The organism is Vibrio sp. CCB-PB317 (assembly GCF_022808245.1).
Taxonomy (GTDB): Bacteria; Pseudomonadota; Gammaproteobacteria; order Enterobacterales; family Vibrionaceae; genus Vibrio; species Vibrio diabolicus.
Genome location: NZ_JALGNU010000003.1, coordinates 14,756 through 36,007, shown reverse-complemented (window position 1 = coordinate 36,007; position 21,252 = coordinate 14,756). Strand labels below are relative to the sequence as shown.

The 21,252-nt window shown below is 44.1% G+C and carries 19 protein-coding genes; 1 reads left to right on the top strand and 18 read right to left on the bottom strand.

Annotated features, from left to right (window positions below):
• Positions 1 to 17: 17 nt before the first annotated feature.
• The 18 genes from MTR11_RS17305 to MTR11_RS17220 form a co-directional block, all read right to left on the bottom strand.
• Positions 18 to 4,577 carry a DUF6701 domain-containing protein gene (locus tag MTR11_RS17305; RefSeq protein WP_243328132.1) on the bottom strand — a complete coding sequence of 1,520 codons (4,560 nt, stop codon included), beginning with the start codon at positions 4,575 to 4,577 and terminating at the stop codon, positions 18 to 20.
• 4 nt (positions 4,578 to 4,581) lie between these two features.
• On the bottom strand, positions 4,582 to 5,010 hold the full coding sequence (locus tag MTR11_RS17300) for an MSHA biogenesis protein MshP (protein ID WP_025501889.1): 429 nt from the start codon (positions 5,008 to 5,010) through the stop codon (positions 4,582 to 4,584).
• A complete protein-coding gene (locus MTR11_RS17295) occupies positions 5,000 to 5,761 on the bottom strand; it encodes a PilW family protein (RefSeq protein ID WP_243328131.1) in 762 nt (253 codons plus the stop codon). The genes MTR11_RS17300 and MTR11_RS17295 overlap by 11 nt, the downstream gene beginning before the upstream one ends.
• Positions 5,761 to 6,324 carry a type II secretion system protein gene (locus MTR11_RS17290; protein ID WP_025501886.1) on the bottom strand — a complete coding sequence of 188 codons (564 nt, stop codon included), beginning with the start codon at positions 6,322 to 6,324 and terminating at the stop codon, positions 5,761 to 5,763. Before MTR11_RS17290 ends, MTR11_RS17295 begins: the two co-directional genes overlap by 1 nt.
• Positions 6,321 to 6,782, bottom strand: a complete 462-nt coding sequence (locus MTR11_RS17285) for a type II secretion system protein (RefSeq protein ID WP_025501885.1) — start codon at positions 6,780 to 6,782, stop codon at positions 6,321 to 6,323. Before MTR11_RS17285 ends, MTR11_RS17290 begins: the two co-directional genes overlap by 4 nt.
• Positions 6,783 to 6,891: 109 nt before the next feature.
• Entirely contained in the window at positions 6,892 to 7,116 is a 225-nt protein-coding gene (locus MTR11_RS17280; RefSeq protein ID WP_012841374.1) for a type II secretion system protein, read from the bottom strand.
• 68 nt (positions 7,117 to 7,184) lie between these two features.
• Entirely contained in the window at positions 7,185 to 7,658 is a 474-nt protein-coding gene (locus tag MTR11_RS17275) for a type II secretion system protein (RefSeq protein ID WP_115386317.1), read from the bottom strand.
• A 291-nt stretch (positions 7,659 to 7,949) separates the two neighbouring features.
• Positions 7,950 to 8,411, bottom strand: a complete 462-nt coding sequence (locus tag MTR11_RS17270) for a hypothetical protein (RefSeq protein WP_012841372.1) — start codon at positions 8,409 to 8,411, stop codon at positions 7,950 to 7,952.
• Positions 8,412 to 8,414: 3 nt separating this feature from the next.
• Entirely contained in the window at positions 8,415 to 9,638 is a 1,224-nt protein-coding gene (locus MTR11_RS17265) for a type II secretion system F family protein (protein WP_047009160.1), read from the bottom strand.
• Between the two features lie 8 nt (positions 9,639 to 9,646).
• Positions 9,647 to 11,371, bottom strand: coding sequence for a GspE/PulE family protein (locus tag MTR11_RS17260; RefSeq protein ID WP_074191841.1), 1,725 nt, complete (start codon positions 11,369 to 11,371; stop codon positions 9,647 to 9,649).
• A complete protein-coding gene (locus MTR11_RS17255) occupies positions 11,368 to 12,462 on the bottom strand; it encodes a tetratricopeptide repeat protein (protein WP_243328130.1) in 1,095 nt (364 codons plus the stop codon). The genes MTR11_RS17260 and MTR11_RS17255 overlap by 4 nt, the downstream gene beginning before the upstream one ends.
• Entirely contained in the window at positions 12,459 to 13,304 is an 846-nt protein-coding gene (locus tag MTR11_RS17250) for an ExeA family protein (RefSeq protein WP_046873590.1), read from the bottom strand. Before MTR11_RS17250 ends, MTR11_RS17255 begins: the two co-directional genes overlap by 4 nt.
• Positions 13,305 to 13,348: 44 nt before the next feature.
• Positions 13,349 to 14,992 carry a pilus (MSHA type) biogenesis protein MshL gene (gene mshL, locus MTR11_RS17245; protein ID WP_046873589.1) on the bottom strand — a complete coding sequence of 548 codons (1,644 nt, stop codon included), beginning with the start codon at positions 14,990 to 14,992 and terminating at the stop codon, positions 13,349 to 13,351.
• A gap of 20 nt (positions 14,993 to 15,012) precedes the next feature.
• Entirely contained in the window at positions 15,013 to 15,345 is a 333-nt protein-coding gene (locus tag MTR11_RS17240) for a hypothetical protein (RefSeq protein WP_046873588.1), read from the bottom strand.
• On the bottom strand, positions 15,338 to 15,988 hold the full coding sequence (gene gspM, locus MTR11_RS17235) for a type II secretion system protein GspM (RefSeq protein ID WP_047009166.1): 651 nt from the start codon (positions 15,986 to 15,988) through the stop codon (positions 15,338 to 15,340). Before gspM ends, MTR11_RS17240 begins: the two co-directional genes overlap by 8 nt.
• Positions 15,985 to 17,430, bottom strand: a complete 1,446-nt coding sequence (locus MTR11_RS17230; RefSeq protein WP_243328129.1) for an MSHA biogenesis protein MshI — start codon at positions 17,428 to 17,430, stop codon at positions 15,985 to 15,987. The genes gspM and MTR11_RS17230 overlap by 4 nt, the downstream gene beginning before the upstream one ends.
• A gap of 11 nt (positions 17,431 to 17,441) precedes the next feature.
• The gene (gene csrD / locus MTR11_RS17225; RefSeq protein WP_048626836.1) at positions 17,442 to 19,451 is read right to left on the bottom strand and encodes an RNase E specificity factor CsrD; all 2,010 of its coding nucleotides are present in this window, start codon (positions 19,449 to 19,451) and stop codon (positions 17,442 to 17,444) included.
• A gap of 242 nt (positions 19,452 to 19,693) precedes the next feature.
• Positions 19,694 to 20,227: a single-stranded DNA-binding protein gene (locus MTR11_RS17220; RefSeq protein WP_005397416.1), complete on the bottom strand. Its 534-nt coding sequence runs from the start codon at positions 20,225 to 20,227 to the stop codon at positions 19,694 to 19,696.
• A gap of 277 nt (positions 20,228 to 20,504) precedes the next feature.
• Between MTR11_RS17220 and MTR11_RS17215 the strand changes: the two genes are divergently transcribed.
• Positions 20,505 to 21,149 (top strand): LuxR C-terminal-related transcriptional regulator, encoded by a 645-nt coding sequence (locus MTR11_RS17215; RefSeq protein WP_005397417.1) that lies wholly within the window; start codon positions 20,505 to 20,507, stop codon positions 21,147 to 21,149.
• The last annotated feature ends 103 nt before the right edge of the window (positions 21,150 to 21,252 follow it).

Below are 21,252 nucleotides of genomic sequence, written 5' to 3'. Positions count from 1 at the left end.
GGCAAAAACCTAAGTTGTTACTGTCCGGTTAACCCAGGCTCACCACGGTAAATCACACGGTCATTACCACGGTGAATACCGAAGGTGACGACAGAAGATGGGTTTTCTTCACCAGCTTTCTTATTATCCCAGTTGTACTTGAGCCAAGGTAAGCCATTTTCAGAGTCATCAAGATCTAACCAAACTTGTGATTGCTGTCGAACTTCATTATCACAACCTTGTACAGCGGTTAAACGCTCTCTATTTGCATTTGGTAATATGCCCCCGGTAACTTTAGCACTGGATGTTTCACTGTCTGCTGAATCAAGAACTTGAATATTGATATCACAGGCAGTAACACCATCTGGACTGCTCCAAATCAGTTTATCATCGCCTTGTTCTACAGCAGAAACGGCCGTTCGGTTGTCCTCAGAATTGACAACAAATCGGTTCTTATTCCAGTACTCAACTTTAAGAGGAATGCTGAGTGTATCCCCTTGTCTTCCGCCAATATCATCTAAAACCATACGCCCATACCTAACATCAGGTTGAGATAACAGTTGTTGCTCTACGGTACGAGATTGTTTGCCATCATTACCTTCTGTCAGAAATAGAGTTGGGTCAATATGTGCTGTCTTCGTACTCGCTGTCTTATTAAGAGACAACGCAATTGATGACTCAGTAGAACTATCTGTTGATACTTTGGAGTTAAATGGACCATCTAAATTAGCAGCTTTGCTCCAATCAACAGAATTAACCCAGGTTTTACTCCAAATCGCACCAGACCAGTTTTTACTCGTTAGATCAGAGTCCAAGATACTCAGTCGGTCAGAAAAGCTTCCAGCTAAATACAAGTCTGCTTTCAAAGAATCGGCAAAACTACCATAGTTCTGCGTAGCATACCCATCAGCGTTATATGCGGTGACTTCAAACTTAACTGACGCAAAGTTTTGCCCCATATAAACAGAGTCATTCTGATTATCAGGATAAGTCCACTCGGTTCCTGTTACTTTAAAATAATCAGGATAGAAGCGACCAATTGTTGACTTGCCATCTGCAATTTTAAAAGCTTTGCTGCCAAGATACAGAGATGTCCCAATATCATCGCCATTTTCATCTTTAGCAACTGGTGCCTCAGCAATAAGCTCGAAAACACCGACTTCTGAAACCGATTGGTCAAACTTCACATTACCGCCAGACCATTTACTTGATTCTGGTAATCTCTCATTCAGAAGTTTGGCTAATGAACCATTAGACGGGTACTTCACTTTATTACTAACCGTAATAGTCTTCTCTTGATAGTTCTCAGCAACTGAACCGTCATCCTGCAGCGCAGAAATAGTTAGTTCAAAAACTTCACCAGCAGCAACAAACCCCGAAGAACAGCCATTTTCACTGTTGGTGCACTCTCCGCTCTTATCACCACTCTTTGCAGTCACTTTCAGTTTTGAAGGAAAACTAACGAAGCTGCCGAATCCATCCGAGTCATCAACACCTTCAACACTGGCTTTAAGTTTGACCTTTCCAGCTTCAGCGTATCTCAACTTAAAGAATGCCTTGCCTTCACCATCAAAATAAACATTAGGCAGGTATTTATTAGCCTTGGTTAGCTCGACATCTGAACTCCATTCCACAGCCTGATCTTTCACTTTTTTCTTGTAAGAAATCACGACAGGTTGAGAGCTATCGACCGGTGCCACTTCATAATCAATCGACATATTAACACCGCGAGATTCACCGCCGTCTTCTGTTCGAGTTGAGCAAAACGATAGGTAATCCTCACCCGTAGTTTCGCGACTAGCAACTACATCATTAACATTCACCGCGAGCACATTTGAAGCGAAGGTTACATTACAGTTGTTAGCAGATAGTGGACCGCCATTAATTCGACATCGCGCCCCTTCAAAGCCAAACTGTGGTACGGAACTTTGGTCGATACCTAAAGTAACATCGCCAGCTCTTGAACCTTGCAGCTCAAGCTGAGTTTCATTCTCAAACTGTACATTTGTACCGCCAACCCAGTTGGCAACATTATTGCCAACAGATGGAAGTAAAGTGACAGAGAGAGGCGTTAAGCTGCCATCATCGTATGCATCTCTAGGATATTGCTCAGAACAACTTTCATTCATACAAGCTCTAAGTGTCACATCAGAAGCCTGACACGTACTGCCCGAGCCAGAGTAGTCAAACTCGAAATGATGAATACCATCTGTTAATCGCGAGTACTTGTCCGCACAGACTTGGAAGTTATCCACTTCATGAAAGTTCGTTGCAGCACCTGTTGATGCCGTTACTGACAAACGGAAGTTTGTTGGAGCTTGGCTAAAGTGCCCTTCTGTTCGCACATCAAAATCTGAAATAACAGTATTCCATTCTCCACCATCAATACTTCTTTCAACTTTCAACATCATATGCTGACCATCTCTTGAATTCAGAGTGATCTTATAGCGATGTAAATCGTGATGGTTGTCGATGGAACTCGAAAACTGCGTACCATCAACATATGCGTATCCTTTTAGCCATTTTCCTTGGTTATCTTGAGCACCCGACCCACGAATACCTACACTATCTGGTCTACCATTTCGATTTGGGATAGTTTCTCCACCTTCGCGATAGAAATTGCCGTACTCATCAATGCCTATACCCAGCCAACCACCAGCAAACCCTTCAACATCACTACTAACCTCACCACCATGGTTTTTCTTTAGTTTCATCCCATAGCCAAGAGGGCCTCCAAAAGCACCCGTTTTAGGCGGTACGTTAGCATCAGAGATAACTAAAGCAATGCCATCACCGCCACCACGATTACTACCGTATGCATAATGATCAAACTCGATTTCAAGATAGTTTTGATCCGAAGGGAAAATGTAGTTATAAGCAGATGCTGTAGCTTGACGCGTTCTATCATCATTCAGACGGAACTTGCCACCGTGAATTTTTGGGTCAACACTGTCACCAAACCCCATAACAGACCAGTTGGTTAGTACGCTGCCATTGTCAAACGTCTCTTTGGGTAGATAAGTACACTGCTGAGGCTCTGGTGGAACCCAACATGATTCTGGGTATTTTGGTTTCTCAATTTTTGTTGAGCCACGCATATCTAACCATAAGCTAGTAATCGCACCATAAATTTTCTCACTGGTATCTAACAGAATGCTCTTGGCTAAAATAAACCCTTTAAAAACTTCTCCTGACGCTGTCTTAAAGTGAAAACTAGCTTGTGGACCGTAAATAGTTGGTAGAACTAGTTCACTACTTGCAGTTCTATATTCGAAATATGCACCTTCTAGTGCAAAGTCGGCACTTGTATTGTAATAAGAGCCAGTAGGTTGATCTGTACCCACTACATTAACGGTAACATTACTGCCAAAAATTAGTTTTGGCTTCTGTCCAGTGTTATGGAAGGTTTTGACAGTAAGTTCTGCATCATCAGCGAGATAAATAGAAAAATCTCCTGCTGAATCATAATCAATATTTTCAATTTTACGCTTCGCATTGATCTTTAACTCAACAGCCTTACTCGTATTATTGTCTTTTAAATGAAGAGTTTTTAAGTCTTCATTTAAAAGAATGGAAATAGTCTCTCCAGTATCATAAAAACTACAAACACTAGAGCTGTTACTACAGACATTACCATAATAGGAGGACTCATTGCGATTTGTACTAATGGTTAACTCTTTCGTTGCCGAAAAAGCCGTATCGAGTATATTAGGCTGTTGTGCTTTTCTTGCATTAAGTTCAGCAATGCTTGTTTTATCACCGATATCACACCCTGTGGCATCAGCACATATAGGATTTTTGTATAGCCTATCGATAGCATCACTCTGAGACGCATTATCAAACCCCATCTGAATATACTGATTTTGACTCGGTTGGTTCATACCATCACGGTAGTAAAATAGATCTTTTTTATCATTAATAGTATTAGCTAGGGTGTATTCATTAGACCAACCCAATACTCTTACTTGACTATTACTAACCATGAGTTTGCTGTCTTCATTTTGCCAACCCTGAATAGGTTCAGGAAATAGCTCACAAACATCATTTGGTACAATTAAATCTGGTTCTGGAGGAGGATTTGGTCCCTCAAGTTCACCACATCGCAGAGTTTTGAGCTCTTCGCCTTTCTCAATCAAAACATCAGCACTATTCGACATTTTAGAGAAAACATTATCGAATACAGTTTCTTGACGTATCAATGAACCACTAGAAAAACGTAGGTAGTAGTTCAAATCCCCAGTATAACTATTGCCTTGCTTTCTTACGTTGCTGTATTCCAAACGAATAGAGTATAGCGTTCTGTTGAGAAGCGAATGTTCGTTAAATATTCCGTCAACATCATCGTCAGCAGACCATAGTGGGTATAAGGAAACGTTGCCTTGACCTTGTTTTTTGAGATAAATCACTTCATCTTCAATTTCATTGCCTCGGAAAAAACGGCCAATAGAATCATTTAATTCATCATCGTCATAATAATTAGCTTCTACAAAAAATGGGGCGTCCATTTTAATGGGGCAGGTCTCCGTATCCTCCCATTCATCCGCAAAAGACAAACTACTTGAAGACAACAAAGCTAAGGCAAATAGTATTTTTCTCATTATTTTAATCCTTAATCCAAATCTCTTGTCTGCGTTCAACCAAGCTCAATCCAGAACCACACTGGACAGCAGCTTCGATACGATAGAATGTTTGACTATCCAACTTTTTATCGCCCCCGTCACACACAAGCGAAACTAATCGGCAGCTTCCGTAATCAATGCTCTCTGAGCTTGGCGCTTTACCATTGACTTTATTGCTGCAATTGCTTCCCACATCTGGGTTTTCATTGTTAAGTGGGTATATTTCAGTGAGTGCCCACTCTGTTGAAGATTGAGCGTAAAACCATGCTTGTGTCCCTAAAAACTCACGAGTCATTGAGTTTTGATTGGACCAGTTAGTCTTTGTAAGCGTTGCTCCTAGATACCCCATCACAATAATCACGAACAGGCATACAATGAGTACATTTCCACTGTTTTTCTGTTTATGGGACATTTAACACCTGCACATCTTGTTGGTAGGTACTAACTTCACCATTTTGTTCAAAAGCAAATTTGAGATAAACAATCCCACCAGTCTGTAAACTCACATTCGTGTAGTTAAATTGACTTTCATCTGCCACGATATTTTCAACAACAGTGCCATTGCGAGTTAAGCGATTAGTATGAGCCCCGGCTTTGACAATGCAGTATTCAACTTTGGTTGCTAACTGATATAGATAAATACGATGAGCGATCGAGTCACTAGGTAAAGGCGTCGTTAAGCTATAACGATAAAAGTCGGCATTACCATTGACATCATTACCATTTAAAGAAAGGTCACTATTAATTAAGTGATTACTCACAGCGCCTGATATCAAATCGTCATAGCGTGTAGGGTTAATGACAAAGCGTATCTCCTCGGAAGCTTTTAATGTATTTCCTGGAACATTTTCCCCAGTGATAAAAAGCAGATCGTTGCTGGTTGGTTCTTGAAAGTAATAACCGGAATTTAAAGTTGGAACAAACGACAGGCAGGATTCGTCAACCGTGTTTGTCATTGCAAAACTATTGGGAACGGCGTGTCTAATTTCACGCGCCATTTTTTCTAGCACAAATTGAGCTTGGGTCTGAATTCTTTGTCTTGAACTCGCATCAACATACCCTTTCATCCCAACTTGAACATAACCTGCAATCCCCAGCATGATGATGCTACCAATAACAATGGTCAGCACGAGCTCTATGAGAGTGAAGCCTCTTTGACTCATTAATAATTACCTCTGTAACCAACCAATGAAATCGCTAACGCGGAACCAGCAAATATATCTAGTTTCACTTGCTTCATTTTAGGAACACTTCCTTCGAGCTCTGTCGTTTCTACCGCAACCTCTACACGAAAATTGACATAACTACTGTCTGCACCATTACCGACAACATCTGAGAGTTGGTATTTTTCGATCCCTGACGGACAACTATTCTGAGTATTTTCGGTGTACCAACAACCAATATAGTCATCAACGTCATTAAAAGCAGAGGGCGAAGTCTCTCCATCTCTTCCAAGAGGTGAGCAAGCGTCTGCCCCGCTTTCGCCGCAGCGGAGCATGCCACCATTGTCATCATAATAATGGTCAAAATTACGGGCCAAAATTTGCGACATCATACTATGCCCTAAAGCAATGGCTCGACTTTGATAATGGGAGGTGGAAGCATCTTTAATTTGTGGTATCAATGCTGTCGAAAACATCACCATTGCGATTCCCATCAAGACGATCGCAATAATCATCTCAATAAGCGTCATTCCTCGAAGCGTTTTTTTGCATTTCATCGTCATGAACAGCCACCTTTACTTACGTAGCCTTGCTCATTAATTGTGACCGTACAAGTTTGAGAGCTATTGTTTTCGCTAATAGAGATAGTGACCGAAGAAGGGGTCGGATTTCCTAGAAGATCAAATTTAACCTCTTGAACAGGAGAAAAAGTAACACTGCTGTCTTCGACCCAATCACTACGACTACTGGACTGAGATGAGCAAGAGGCTTTTGAACCGATACAATTGGTTGCTATGGATAGAATAAAATCGTTATTTCCTACCGCACTACTGACATTTGATTGCATGCGATTCACCTGGACTTGGCGAACAACAGAAATGACTTGATCTTGAATTGCTGCGGCAGAAATTCCAGTGCGCATAAATCGACTGGACGCGTAAAGCGATAATATTGAAAGGATGACGATTACCATGATCAGCTCAATGAGAGTAAAACCTGATATCGTTGAGCGCGACTTCATACTTAGGAACCTTCGGCTTACAACAAGCGATTAAATTATAAGCAAAAAAGCATGGTAATTTTGGACTAAAATCACACTTCTTTTACGTAGCAAACAAGATTGCTCTAGGTTAGTTTTTCGATCTATCGATCTCTTCTTCAATTCGATCGTAAGTTTCTTTGTTGCTTAGCGTCTCAGAAACGTGCTCTGCGGTCTGCTTAGTTTGCTCCCACTTCGCTTCGTAAGTTTCTGGCTCAAAGCTGATAAATCTTGGTAATACCACATAACCGATCACACCTAAGATAATCAGCACAACTACAAACTCTATTGCACTAAGACCCGATGATTTACGCATATGAACTATTCCGAAATTAACCAAAGTAGAGAGATTAAAGGCCAGACTAGCTGGCCTTTATCAATGTATTACTTAGTACATACTGCAGAACTAGCAACAATCTCAGTTTTCGCTGGGGTGTTATCACCTGTAGCAGCAGTGTATCTAACACAGCTCTTACTGTAGCCTTTAATGCCGTATACCATGTTTGCAGGATCTTTATCGCTATTGTCTGCAATAAGCTCCCAGTCTCCAGAATCAATACCATCGACCGCTAGCTTAAGAGCCTCTGTAGTTGCTTCAGGGTAACCATAATCCAGCTGTAAAGTTGAGCCAGCAACACTAATCGCTCCATTTTCACCAGTTTCTTGGCTCTTGATTGCTGCCTTACCATATACAATGCCTGAAGCCCCATCAATCGCGCCTTTCAGACCTTGAAGTGCAGAAGCTCGAGCATCATCTTGTAGGTTAAGGAAGCGTGGTGCTGCAGTTACCGCTAGAATACCTAGGATTACAATTACCACTACCAATTCGATAAGGGTGAAACCACCTTGTCTTTTCATTGTTTACTCTCTCTATGTAAGCATGCAGTACAACTGCAAAGTTTCGTTTAGGTCACGCGACCATTTTGGATATTGTCAAAACGGTTTGGGGCAGCAACGTTCACTAAAACTGACCGTGAAGTGGATACTGTATCTACCGCTTGAGCAGAATGACGATTCGCCATTATTCAGTTCATGCTGCAATGAGAAAAACACATTATTGTTTACCCTTTATTACAGCGTCTTACTTATGGTAATGATTGCATTATACCGACTTTCAATACCAATTATAGTGATTAGGTGTCAAAAAATTCACTCCGCCGACATTTCGACGTCTATTTTCAGTTGATTAGCTGTTGAAATAACTACAATCGACTGACCATTTTCATAAGTATACTGACAGACATAACGATCAGTTTTGATGGCTCCACTGATATCTATTAACTTATTAGTCATTATTTTACGTTGTGGATAATGCACTGCTAGCCAATAACCACAATCTAAAACACCTTGTTGAGTAAAGGGAGACACTAGCCCGCCCTCAGTCATGGTGAGATTAAAACCATCCATCAGCATATGTTTTGGCTCGCCTTGTACTAACCAAGCTTGACGATAACGCTGAACACTATCTTGCATCCAAACTCTCGCCAACTTCGCTCCGGTCACTTGCGCCTGCTCGGTAACAGGACGTAATTTGACCGCCAAGCCAACAGCAATGATGGTAGCAATTACCCCAAAAACGATTAGCGTCGCTCGACTTTGATTTTCAACCACCGATTAGCCGCCTTTGATGATGTCTAGCATTCCCCACATTGGCAGGAAGATACCCAGTGCTAGCACCATGACCATGCCGGCGACAATCACCAAAAGTAGCGGTTCTATTCTTGCGGTTAGTGTTTTTAGATCGTAATCAACTTCTCTATCGTAAAAATCCGACACTTCTAGCAGCAGCTCATCAATACGACCGGTTTCTTCCCCCACTGCAATCATCTGAATCACCAAAGGGGTAAAGATTTTACTGTTGATGGCAGTCACTGAGATGGTGCTACCCGCTTCAATCGCGGATTTCATCTCAAGAATTCGATTTTCTAAAAAGCGGTTCCCCAGGGCTTCCCCGGCTAAAGCTAAAGACTGGTTAAGTGGAACGCCTGATTTCAGCATCAACGAGAAGGTTCTAGCAAAACGGGAAAGCTGCGCGCGATTAACGATATCGCCCACAATTGGAAGCCGAAGCCGAAACTTATCGAACTTTTCCCGACCATCAGCCGTCGCCACCCAGGCTCTAAAAACCGCAAACGCGCCAATCATTGCCACAATCAACAACACCCAATAATTAACAAAGAAATTAGAAGTAGCGATCAAAATACGCGTCGGCAGTGGTAACTCAACACCAAAGCGCGTAAACATCGATGCAAACTCAGGGATCACCAAGATGTTCAATATAAACATGGCGATGGTAATAAAGATAATCACAAACGTCGGATAACGCATCGCCGCTTTGATGCGTTTGCGAGTCTCGAGTTCCTGCTCGTAGTAATTTGCCAGTTGCAATAGCGCTTGGTCGAGTCGACCCGTATTCTCACCGACATTGATCATAGAAACGAACAGTGGGCTGAATACTTTGCTGTGTTGCTGCATCGCAGAAGACAAACCTCGGCCATTACTCAGTTCAGAAACGACATCTTCCAGTGCCTCTTTGAGCTGTTTGTTTTCACAATTTTGCAGCAGGCCACGCATAGAACGCAGCAACGGTACGCCCGCTTTAGTTAAGCTAAACAACTGGCGAGAGAAAAGAATGATCACTTCCAATGGAATGGCTGGCACAAATAGCTTAGACAAGCTCACTTGGCTTTTTGCCGACTCTTTCTCTAACCGCACATTGAGCGGGATGATCCCTTTATTCATCAACGCTTCCGCTGCAGCTTCTGAGTTCACTGCCTCGATTTTGCCGTTAGTGGATGAGCCGTCTAAAGTACGACCTTGATAACGAAAAGTTGGCATTCACTTACCTATATGAAAATGGGATCAGTCTTACCAGAAGCGTCACCCTCACCTAGGGTCATCACTTCATCCAAACTGACGGTGCCTTGTAGCGCCAGTTCCATTGCAGAAGCAAGCAGTGGCTTATAGTTTTCTGAGCGACGCGCGGCTTGGGCAAAACCGACCGCATCGTTGGCGCGCAGTTTATCCATCATTTCTTGCTCCAGTTCGAGCATTTCAAACACACCGATTCGGCCTCGATAGCCAGTCAAGTTACAGTTTTGACAGCCTGCACCTTTATAAAAAGTGGTGCCCACTTGGTTTGGAAAACGCCCAGCTAACCACTGTTGGCGTGAATCGTCTAGATGGTCTTCTGTTTTGCAATCTGGACAAACACGGCGAACAAGACGCTGCGCCACCACAGCTCTGACCGCACTAGCAACCAAGTAACCCGGTGCGCCCATATCGATCATGCGTAACGCACTGTCGACAGCATCATTGGTGTGAAGAGTGCTCAATACTAAGTGACCCGTTAGTGCAGCTCGTAGACCAATTTCTACCGTCTCTTGGTCACGCATCTCACCAACAAGAATGATGTCTGGGTCTTGACGCAAGAAGGTTCGAAGCACACGCGAGAAAGTCAGATCGATCTTACTGTTTACCTGTACCTGAGTGATGCGAGGCAGGCGATATTCAACCGGGTCCTCTGCTGTAATGATCTTTTTCCCAGGTTCGTTGAGCTCACTTAATGCGCCGTAAAGCGTGGTGGTTTTACCTGAACCTGTCGGCCCCGTCACCAAGATCATGCCGTGCGGACGAGCCAACTGTCGACGTAAACGAGCAAGCAAATCTGGCGGCAAACCTGACTCTTCTAATGGACGCAAACCAGCAGACTGGTTAAGCAGACGCATTACCACGGACTCCCCGTATTGCGTTGGTAGCGTCGACATACGAATATCGATTGATTGACCACGCACTTTGATATTGAATCGGCCATCTTGTGGCAAGCGCTTCTCAGAGATGTCTAGGTGCGCCATCAACTTCAATCGAAGAACCAAAGCCGATGCGATATTCACTTCATTCAGGATGGTTTCATGCAGTACACCATCAATACGCTGACGTAAGCGCAATATCTGATCGTCTGGCTCAATATGAATATCCGATGCCCCGACTTGTACCGCATCTTCAAACATGGAATTAACCAGCTTTACAACGGTAACTTCCTCACTGTCGGTTCCATCAATACCGTAATCGAAGCTTTGCTCGTCTTTATGCTCTTCATGCAACTGTTCCGCGAAAGAAGCGATCTCTTTAGTGCGGCGATAATAGCGGTCAAAGCTTGAAATGAGTTGGCGCTCTGAAGCCACAATGAACTCAAGGTTGTATTCACCTAGCAAATTCATCAGTGACTCTTGGATGAACAAATCTGCAGGGTCACTCATAGCAACGCGCAACGTGTCCCCATTTCGAGCAACGACCATCGCACGTAAGCGACGTGCGTGTACCTCAGGTAGAATCTGTACCGCTTCCGCATCCACAGGGGCACGACCAAGATCGATCAATGGCAAACCAAGTTGTTGGGACAAGAAGTCCAACATTTGCTTCTCAGTAATAAAGCCGAGATCAATTAACGCATCGCCTAGCTTCTGCCCGGTACTACGTTGTGCGTTTAGTGCTTGCTGGATTTGTTCTTCAGAGACGATGCCTTCTTCAACCAGAAGATCGCCTAAGCGTTTTCTCAACTGAATTTTCATTGTGCATTCTCCAGCTGTTTCAAGATGCTCAAACGGTCACGAATAAACGCTTGCGATTGATTCGAAATGCCAACTTTACCCAGAGCTTGGTTGTAAGAGTTGATCGCGGCGGTAAACGTCAGAGCGCGCTCTTGTTGAATCGCTAAACCTAGCCACCAGCGCGCATTTTCCGGCTCACGCTGAGTAAGGAGTTGATAACTCTCAAGCGCAATATCATTCTGCTTGTGTTTTTGTGCCAATGCCGCACGCATCGCCAAGTAATCTCGACTTGGTCTTGGAGGCAAATGCACAAGCGGACTCAGCGCCGCTTCAGGTTGATTGGCTTTCACTAACAACTTAGACAAGGCCAAGCGAAGTACTTGGTTGTTCGTGTCAAGGTTGATGCCTTCTTGGATAATCTCATACGCTTTACGCGTGTCGCCTTTGCCAAAGTACAACGCCGATAATTTTTGACGCGTGTCTGCATTCATTGGCTCATAACGTAACGCCTCAGCGTAAGCGGACAACGCCGTTTGCATATCATTAGCATCCAGTGCTTTTTCCGCTCGGCTAACCGCTTTAAGAGATAACTGGCGGTGCGTCAGCTCAACCTGCTCAATATGCATTGAACTGTTTTCTGCTGTCGTGCGGGTTACGTGATTAGATTGCTCATCGCTTGGCATCGTTGCCACTTGCGCGAGTAGCAATGCATCTTCAGAGGCCGTATTTACCTCCGCTCTTGGCGTGAACCTATCAGTCTCTGGCATATGAAGCTGTTGAGCTGCCGGTTGTGTCACTGGCTTCGTGTAAACCACATGGGCTGTCTCGGGCGTCATTTTACTCGTTGGCGAATAAGTACGCTCTGATGATGTGATTGACGAAGCATTCACTGACGACGATGACATGGTTTCTGTTTGAGCAGGTGAAAGCTCGCCTGACGGGATAGGACCGCGAGAGACCGCCCAGCCGCCCACCGCAAGGCTTAACGAGAAACCGGCAACGAGCCAAAGCCAAGGTTTACTGCGTGAAACGTTGGGAATGTCCGCACGAGTAAGCTCTGACGGTGATGTTTTTTCAGCGAGTTCTGATAATGCTTTATTGATGGCACTCAAGGTTGACTCCATCCCCAAAATACGGGTGTTTTAAACTTAGGTTTACGGGCATCAAACGTATCGTGCATAGCTGCGTAAACGTGATGATTTTTTAATAGTGTGCAACGATCATTAAATGCCGCAAGCAACGACTTGTGGCTAATTTGGTTGATCAAACGTGGAATCCCCATGGATGAACGCCAAATCGCTTTTTTCTGCTCAATAGAAAAAATGTGCGCTCCATTGCCTGCCTTGTCTAAACGATTATTGATGTAAGCCACGCCTTCATCGATAGAAAGAGGACGCAGCTGACAACTAAACGTAATACGTTGACGAAACTGCCTTAGCTCGTGGCTGGCTAACCGCTCATCCAACTCAGGTTGTCCGAATAATACCAGTTGAATGAGTTTATCTTGTTCCGTTTCTAGGTTACCGAACAGACGCAATGTTTCTAAAGCTTGTGGAGAAAGAGCTTGCGCTTCATCGACGATCAAGACGGTTTTCTTTCCCGCAGAATGCACTTGAATCAGGTGTTCTTGAATGAGAGAAACAATACGTAGCGGGTCATCGTTCTCGATGCCTAATTCTCTGGCGACAGCAAACTGCAACTGCTCTCCATTCAAAACTGGATTGGGTAAGTAAATCAGCTCGACTTCAGATTCAATCTGCTCAATTAACTTACGACACACCATGGTTTTTCCGGTGCCAACTTCTCCCGTCACCTTAATCACTCCTTCTCCCATTTGCACAGCGGCTAAAATGGTTTGGATCGCCTCATAGTGAGGGACTAACCCCAAGAACATTTCTGTGTTTGGGGTTAACGAAAAAGGCTGAACTCGAAATCCAAAATGTGACAAGTACATACTCGAATCACAAACTCATTGAAAAACGGAACCTTTCCCCGCGCTTATTGCGCATCTGGGAACCACTCTTGCAGCAGATCACGAGAGCGCTCTAGCTCTTTCTGCCAAGAGTTCACACCAACTACGGTCGGTTTTAGCAAGATGACCAATTCTGTTTTCTCAGTCACGTTATTTACGTTGCGGAACAAATGCCCCAATGCGGGCACATCGCCTAAGAATGGGACTTTAGAAACAAGCTCACGATTTTGCTGTTTCATCAAACCGCCGATAACCACAACATCGCCATCTTTAGCACGAATAACCGAGTCAGATTCACGAATAGAGCTTTTTGCCAATGGCAATTGGATGTTTTGGAACTCACCGCCCAAGTTCAATTTCTTCACTTCTTCCGAGACTTCAATAACCGCAGGGTGAACATGCAGGAACACATTGCCTTTGTTATCAATTTGCGGAGTCACATCGAGAGAGATACCTGAGAAGAATGGTGTCAATTCCACTTCTGGAACGGCATTTGAGTTTTCACCGTTGCCTGCATTGCTCGATAACTCGGTAACAAAATACTCATCGGTACCCACTTTGATGACCGACTTTTGGTTGTTGGCTGCGGTAATACGAGGGCTCGAAAGAACGTTCAAGTCACCTTGCGTAGACATAAAACTCAACACAGCATTGAAGTTGCCATCAGAGATAGTCACGTTGGTTTGGCCGCCCAATAGCGTGCCAATCGCATCCAACGGTGGTAATGCCGACGCTGGACGGTTCACGACGACACTACCCGAGTTACCAATTGACGCCGATAAGTTCGACCAGTTGATGCCTTGTTGGTAGCCATCATTCAACGTCACTTCTAGAATTTTAGCTTCAAGAATGACCTGACGCTGCATGCGCTCCTGCGATACACCTAAGAACTCACGGACTTCTCGAATATCATCTGGAAACGCTCGAACCGTAATCACGCCTGCTTGTGGTGTTACGACAACACTTTGTCCTTTGCCTGAACCAATTAGATTCGCAACGGCTTGCTGCAGCATCGGCCAGAAGTCACTTTCAGTGATGGTTTCGATGCGCGTACCGCCCGTAGAAGTCGTCGAGCTATCGCCGCTGTTACTTCCATTGTCAGAGTCTGATGAGTCAGAACTGTCTGAGCTACCGCCAGAATTAGACGTACCAGCCGAGGTCACTGAGCCCGTGACAATGCTCGTCAATGATCGACCAGAGCGTTTGAACTGGAGGTAATCAACAGGAATGGTTACCGTACGCATACCAGCAGGGTAGATTTGAATAACTTTGCCAGACTTCACCACATCATAGCCATACATGTTCTGTACAACGCTCAGGACTTCATCCAACGTAACATCTGACAAGTTGACGGTGATATTACCTTGTACCGCTGGATGAATCGCCACGCTGTACTCAGTGCCTTTGACTAGAGAGGCAAAAAAGCTTCGTGCATCGACCGCATTCGCTTGAATACGGAAACGCTTCGAGGTGCCTTGCTCTGAAGCAACATTCGAGTCTAAGTTAGGCATCAGGTCCGCTTCGACAGAAGAAGGAATTTCTTCTAACGTGCGGCTGTTCGCTTGATTGATAGATTCATTGAGCGCTTCTTTGACTTCCACTGGGTCACGGTGACCCATTGAACATCCCATTAAAGAAGCAATCGTTATTCCTACAACTAATTTGCGCATATCTGATCAGGCTCTGGTTATTATTTTTTTACGTTTAAACCAAAAAGCTCTAGGTCCCACTGACGGTTACCACGCTTTAAAGTTACAAATTCACTATTGATGCTCGCGACGCGATAACCCTTAAATAGCTCGCCTTTTTCAACAAGCTTGTTATCCATAATCGCGACACAAGCAGTACTTGGCTTACACACAATACTGTTGAGCGTAGGCAGTCGGTACTGTTTTGCTTTTGGTTTCGCTGACGTTTCAACCGCAGGCTTTTCCCAGCCAAGTGGGGCCGTTGGATCTTGGTTCGCCCAAGCGGTTCCTGCCGCAGCCATGACAAGTAATGAGATGATGAGTTTTTTAACCACCAATAAACTCCTCTCGAGATCCTAGTGTGTAGACTTCCAACACAAGCTTCGCTTTCGGGTACTCTTCGACTTTGTAACTAAAGCTGCGCCAATAATAACTGGCAGGAAGGCTCTCCAACTTATTTAGGTAATTGGCAATAGAAAAGTAGTCGCCAGTCAGCTCCATACGTACAGGGTGTACGTAGTAACCAGAGTATTGCGATGCTTCTTTATCTTCCGTAATTGGCTCAGATGGCAAAGTTTGCAAAGACAAAAGGTGAATGCCACTTTGCTGCTCTAATACATTTTCCAGCAGCTCAGCCATTTGCGAAGGTGTAATAAGGTGTTCGATGATCTCCGCTAGCTGCATCGAAAGGTGCTGACTTTCTGTTAGCAGGTTAGATATCGAGCGATCAATCTCAGCGTTTGGATCTTTCTTCAGCTGCGCTTGAATACGTAGCGTGTCGATTTCAATCTTTTGATTGGCTTGCTTTAAATTGCTTAGTTGCCTCTCATTACTGATGATCTCGTTAAGCTTTGGTTCCAGTACCAGCGTAAAAAGCAACATGATCACGACAACTAAACCACACAGCGCGATAAGCAATTTTTCACGCGCGCTCATTTCGCCAAAGCGCTCTTCTAATGAGAGCCAGAATTCGTTCATTTCTCTTTATCCTCGCGCGTTTTTAGCTCAAACGTCACAATATCCTTATCATTTCGGCCAATTTTGACGTCGTCAAATGTCCGGCCAACCAAGCTAATCTCAGTTTTAAATTGGTTAACCCAACTTGGTACTGAGCTCGGCTTTTTCGCCAGTCCCTTCAGATCTAAGGTATGGTTATTGATTCGAATTTCGGACAAAGAAATTTCTTGGTTTCCTAGCTTAGCTAATGATTGCATCACGCCAGAGTAACCCGTGCGCTGCGAGTCATCGTATTTCCCGACGGCTTTAAGCGAGTCTCGCTTCGCCTTGACTTCACGCTCTAAGCGGGCTTTAGCTGCCAGCTTATTATTGTCGGGTTGATGCTTACGTAGCTTGACTTGATAGCGTTCAAGCTCTGACTTCATGATATCGCCTTTGCTTTTTACAATAGCAATTTCATCTTCTAAACCACTGCTCTGCCAAGTCACATAGCCGTAAGAGAGTAGAATGGCCGCAGCCGCGACACCCCAAGATAACGCGATATTTCTTAGTGTCAGGAGCTCTTTTTTCGGCTTTAAGTAATCAGGGTATAAGTTAACGCGTCGAGTATTAGAAGCCGCAGCAGCATCTGCTAAAACGTGTCCTGATAGCTCATGTTCTGGTGGTAATAACAGAGAGACTTTAGTGCTTAAACGGTAGTTCAGAGACTGAACAAGCTCACTCTCATCCTCCTCATCACAACACACTTTCAATTGATGCAGCTGCACATGGCGCAACTGAGAAGAAAGATAATCAATCGAACGTTGCAGTTCTAACGAGAGGCTATCCATCTGTAACTCGCTAGACGGAACCCCCGTTAACGGTGGCGTCACACTTCGAATCGAACGATGGAACGCGATAGTATTTTCGACAAAAGCGCTAATACGGAAGTGACCACGCACACTGCGTTGTAATAATAGGAAGTTACCTAGCTCACCTGCGGTCTCTCCCCAAATGTCGTCTTCAGGAAGAATAGCTTCTAATGGCAACTGGGCGCGACTGGCCAGTAACACGATCTTATCCAACATTTTTCGTGATAAGACGTAAGCTTGCACTTTGGTTGAATTGGGTAGCTCTACCGCATCGGCAATGATGTCAACGGCACGCTCAGAGATCAGTTCTTTCAACAAAAACGGTAATGCTGCAGGCCATTCTTGGCGCGGCATGACAGGTTTGTCGATTTGATACATCTGATAATAGTTATGAGAAAGGACAACCGTTAGAGAATCATACGCACTCGCAGCAACGCTCAATGCTTGCTCTACGGCTTTCTCCCAATTGGATTCAGAAATATCAAATTGGTATGGGCGGCCACTTTTTATTGAAGATGATAAATAAACGGCGTCTGGCTGAATAACCAAAAAGCAGGAACGACCACCACCAGATGATCGTTTGAGCTTGTCGAGTAGTGCTTTGAAATCCATGATTATTATCTTTATTTTTTACGCCAGCGATTTCGTCTTCCCAATTTCACTTGGGATTCTGATTGAGAACTTGGCAATGCTTGTGGACGAGGAAGAAACTGCTGCTCTGCAGAGAAGTAGCGCCCTTGCCCACCATAAACCCCGAGCTCAATTAACGTGTTGAGCTCGTTTTGATTCTCAATTCCCACTGCTATGATTTTAGTTTTACTGTTTGCCGCGGCACCTAGCATGCTGCGGACAAATAGCTGGTTCTCATGTCGCTGGTCGATTTTTGCTACTAAACTGCGATGAAGTTTAAGGTAACGAATATCCACTTCTTTTAAATAGTGAGTGCTGACGATGGTTCGTCCAGCCTGCCCAACCATTAAGTGGCACCCTAAACCGGCCAGCATTTTAGCGACTGGTCGCATAAAGTCTAAGTGTCTTACAAATTGTGCTTCAACAAACTCAAAACTGAGACACTTTCGCTGTTCACGTGACAACTGTAAGAGTTCATCACGAAACCATTTAAAGTACTCTCGGTTAGAAAAAGGCGTTACATTCAAATTGAGCGCATACGATCTTGAGTTATCAAAATTATCCTTAAATTCTCTTAAGAATTTATTAATAACTGACTTATCCATTTGCGCTTCATAACCAACCTGTCTGATCGCAGAAATAAACCGAGACGCTTTAACAATACCATTCTCAGGATCGCGAATCCGGCATGTTAACTCTTCATATAATGATTTTTTATGCGTCGCGTCACTTATTGGGTGCACAGATTGTGCGTAGAGTATCACATTTTCTGGTGTAAGTGCTGTGTCAAATAACGTTCTCCACCTCACACTTCCGCGAGCTTCTTCATCGTGGTTCCATTTTTTGAAGCGACTCCAATTATTGTTATTTTGTAGTTGCGCACTACGCAAAGCTGTCTCTGCCTCATCGATGATTTGGCTGTGTCGCTCACCCTCTTTATAAGTAGTGATGCCTATATGGCACCAGTTGTCTGGGTCGAGTGGCTCTGGCGGAATTAATTTTTCTAACTGGCGAATGCATTGTGATGCCAAATTAGCCACATCTTTGGCACTTTGATGCGGCAGAAATAACGCAAAATCAGCATCGTAATAACGAGAAAACACAACATCAGGGTATCGCTGAACTAAGTTGGATAATAAACTCCCAACTTCAACAATAAACTCATCCGTAATTTGCTTATCTTGCTCTTCTTCAACCAGTTTCCAGTCTTGAATACGTACTAGCAAAACGGCGCCGCGAGCCCCACTTTCTAGTAACGCCGATTCCAGTTTGCTATCAAACAGCACTCGATTGGCTGTACCTGTTAACTTATCAAGGAAGGTTTGAGTTCGAATAAAGGTATCAAATCGGCTTCGCTCTTGACGCGCATCTTGTAACTCTTCAATTAATACATCGAGCGCTTCACTGGCAGTATAAGGCCATTCTTTTTTGTCGCCTTTTGCATACTGCTCTACCCGACCAGCAAGGATCATCCTGCCTCGCTCTTCGAGCATTTCAGAGCCTTCTAATTGCTCCTTAAGCCACGCAACGCCGCGCATTAAACAGAAGATGATCAAGATAACGGCAAGCGTGATCGACCAAAGCGCCTGCATTGAGTAGCTGTAACCTAAGTAAGGCGGGATCGCTTTAAAATGAATCGTGTAATCTTGATTGTGAGTCAGTTGGTATTCTGTCTCAAACAAGACTGACGCTTCCATTTGATGAGAAGTATCTTTGAAGCGATAAACAACCGCATTGTTGGTCGACAATGTCATTTCGACAATATTGGAAGCCTGCAGCATTTTCGGCATCCAGCGCTGCATAGAATAAGCAGCGTCAGGATCTTCCATCTCCTTATCGACCACCTCTACGATCCCTTCTAAATAATGGGTGAGATATTCCTGCCCAAGACGTTTAAAAGAGAGGGTGCCACCGACAAACAAGATAAACATGGCGCAGATGACGATCATGGTGACAAAAGCCACCAGCCGTGTGCTTAACTTAAGAGTTGGGGTATACCTCATGAATACCAAATTCCTTTTTTATTCATCATATACCTTATTGAAATATTTATACTTGATAAGAGTTCATCAAACAATCGGATTCGTCTGATAGTGAGAGGCTGGAGCATAAAGAACATCACACTCATTGATAAGTTTTATTGTTACGCCTAACCTTGCTGAGATAAGCCTTTGAGATCATTAGATAGTGACAATAAAAAAGACCGCGATATTCGCGGCCTTTTCGATTCAAGCATAAGCAGAATTTAGAACGGGATATCGTCGTCAAAATCCATTGGTGGCTCATTGTACTGCTGCTGTGGTTGCTGCGGAGCCTGCTGTTGTTGCTGTTGCTGAGGCGCATTGTACTGCTGCTGAGCTGGTTGTTGAGGCTGACCCCATCCACCTTGCTGCTGTTGACCGCCCATTGGTGCGCCGCCACCTTGACCACGACCGCCAAGCATTTGCATCACGCCGTTGAAGCCTTGAACAACGACTTCAGTTGAGTAGCGATCTTGACCGCTTTGGTCTTGCCATTTACGAGTTTGCAGTTGGCCTTCAATGTATACTTGAGAACCTTTACGCAAGTACTCACCTGCTACTTCCGCAAGTTTGCCGAACAACACAACACGGTGCCATTCCGTTTTTTCGCGCTGTTCGCCAGTCGCTTTATCACGCCATGAATCAGAAGTCGCAATAGTAATGTTTGCTACTGCACCGCCGTTCGGCATGTAACGAATTTCAGGGTCGTTACCTAGATTCCCCACCAAAATAACTTTGTTAATTCCACGGCTGGCCATGATGTGCTCCGTTTCACTCTGGATATATAAAATTTTAGCGCATTAGAATAGCACGCTTTAATGTTTTGATTAAAGTCTAATACCATTGTGATCTAATGAGTCACCTACTAGAACCCAAATCGCATTTCAACTTACGCATGTAGCATTTTTGATTCGCTTTGCAGACATCGTTTCGTGAAGCTTTGAATTCGAACGCATTTATTCAGTAAAGCTATGGTTATAACCTCTCTTTAATGCCAACTTATGGCCTTTATTGAACGCTGGGAGATTTGAACACGTGAGAAAGTCGGCTTACGCAAGAAAGCTATTTCTGATCAGTATGGAAGATAATGCGCAAAAAAAGGTGGCGGCACTCGAAAAATACATTGATATGAGCATCCCGGTGATTTCGACCGAAGCACTCATGGAAGCTAAGCCACAGCATCGTAATAAAATCCTACTGATCGACTTCAGTGAACATAAATCACTCGTTCAATCGATCAAAAACTTACCGCTGGTATGGAAGAACTTTGAAACCGTTGTGTTCAATGTCCCTAAAAGGCTGACCACGGATGAGCTTCTTTCATTTGGTCAATTAAAGGGGCTGTTCTATTCCGAAGATACGCTAGAGCAAATTGGAGAAGGATTAAAAGGCATTGTTAACGGTCAAAACTGGCTGCCGCGTAATGTAACCAGTCAACTTTTACACTATTACCGTAACGTCATTAACACTCATACTGCCCCAGCCACGGTAGACCTAACCATTCGCGAGCTGCAAGTACTGCGTTGCTTGCAAGCTGGCGCCTCAAACAGTCAAATGGCCGAGGAATTATTTGTCAGTGAATTCACCATCAAATCGCACTTGTATCAGATATTCAAAAAGCTATCAGTGAAGAATCGCGTTCAGGCAATCGCGTGGGCAGATCAAAACTTAATGTCATGATGCGATGCCGCGACTCTTATGACTAAAATGACGAGTCGCTCATCTTTTTTCCGCACTGAGTCTCACACTTTTTCCTACTTTATTCATGATTCATTGACGACTC

Bases quoted from the DNA above. Each gene is read 5' to 3' on its own strand.
- MTR11_RS17305 (WP_243328132.1), bottom strand. From the start codon at position 4,577: ATGAGAAAAATACTATTTGCCTTAGCTTTGTTGTCTTCAAGTAGTTTG.
- MTR11_RS17300 (WP_025501889.1), bottom strand. From the start codon at position 5,010: ATGTCCCATAAACAGAAAAACAGTGGAAATGTACTCATTGTATGCCTG.
- MTR11_RS17295 (WP_243328131.1), bottom strand. From the start codon at position 5,761: ATGAGTCAAAGAGGCTTCACTCTCATAGAGCTCGTGCTGACCATTGTT.
- MTR11_RS17290 (WP_025501886.1), bottom strand. From the start codon at position 6,324: ATGACGATGAAATGCAAAAAAACGCTTCGAGGAATGACGCTTATTGAG.
- MTR11_RS17285 (WP_025501885.1), bottom strand. From the start codon at position 6,782: ATGAAGTCGCGCTCAACGATATCAGGTTTTACTCTCATTGAGCTGATC.
- MTR11_RS17280 (WP_012841374.1), bottom strand. From the start codon at position 7,116: ATGCGTAAATCATCGGGTCTTAGTGCAATAGAGTTTGTAGTTGTGCTG.
- MTR11_RS17275 (WP_115386317.1), bottom strand. From the start codon at position 7,658: ATGAAAAGACAAGGTGGTTTCACCCTTATCGAATTGGTAGTGGTAATT.
- MTR11_RS17265 (WP_047009160.1), bottom strand. From the start codon at position 9,638: ATGCCAACTTTTCGTTATCAAGGTCGTACTTTAGACGGCTCATCCACT.
- MTR11_RS17260 (WP_074191841.1), bottom strand. From the start codon at position 11,371: ATGAAAATTCAGTTGAGAAAACGCTTAGGCGATCTTCTGGTTGAAGAA.
- MTR11_RS17250 (WP_046873590.1), bottom strand. From the start codon at position 13,304: ATGTACTTGTCACATTTTGGATTTCGAGTTCAGCCTTTTTCGTTAACC.
- mshL (WP_046873589.1), bottom strand. From the start codon at position 14,992: ATGCGCAAATTAGTTGTAGGAATAACGATTGCTTCTTTAATGGGATGT.
- gspM (WP_047009166.1), bottom strand. From the start codon at position 15,988: ATGAACGAATTCTGGCTCTCATTAGAAGAGCGCTTTGGCGAAATGAGC.
- MTR11_RS17230 (WP_243328129.1), bottom strand. From the start codon at position 17,430: ATGGATTTCAAAGCACTACTCGACAAGCTCAAACGATCATCTGGTGGT.
- csrD (WP_048626836.1), bottom strand. From the start codon at position 19,451: ATGAGGTATACCCCAACTCTTAAGTTAAGCACACGGCTGGTGGCTTTT.
- MTR11_RS17220 (WP_005397416.1), bottom strand. From the start codon at position 20,227: ATGGCCAGCCGTGGAATTAACAAAGTTATTTTGGTGGGGAATCTAGGT.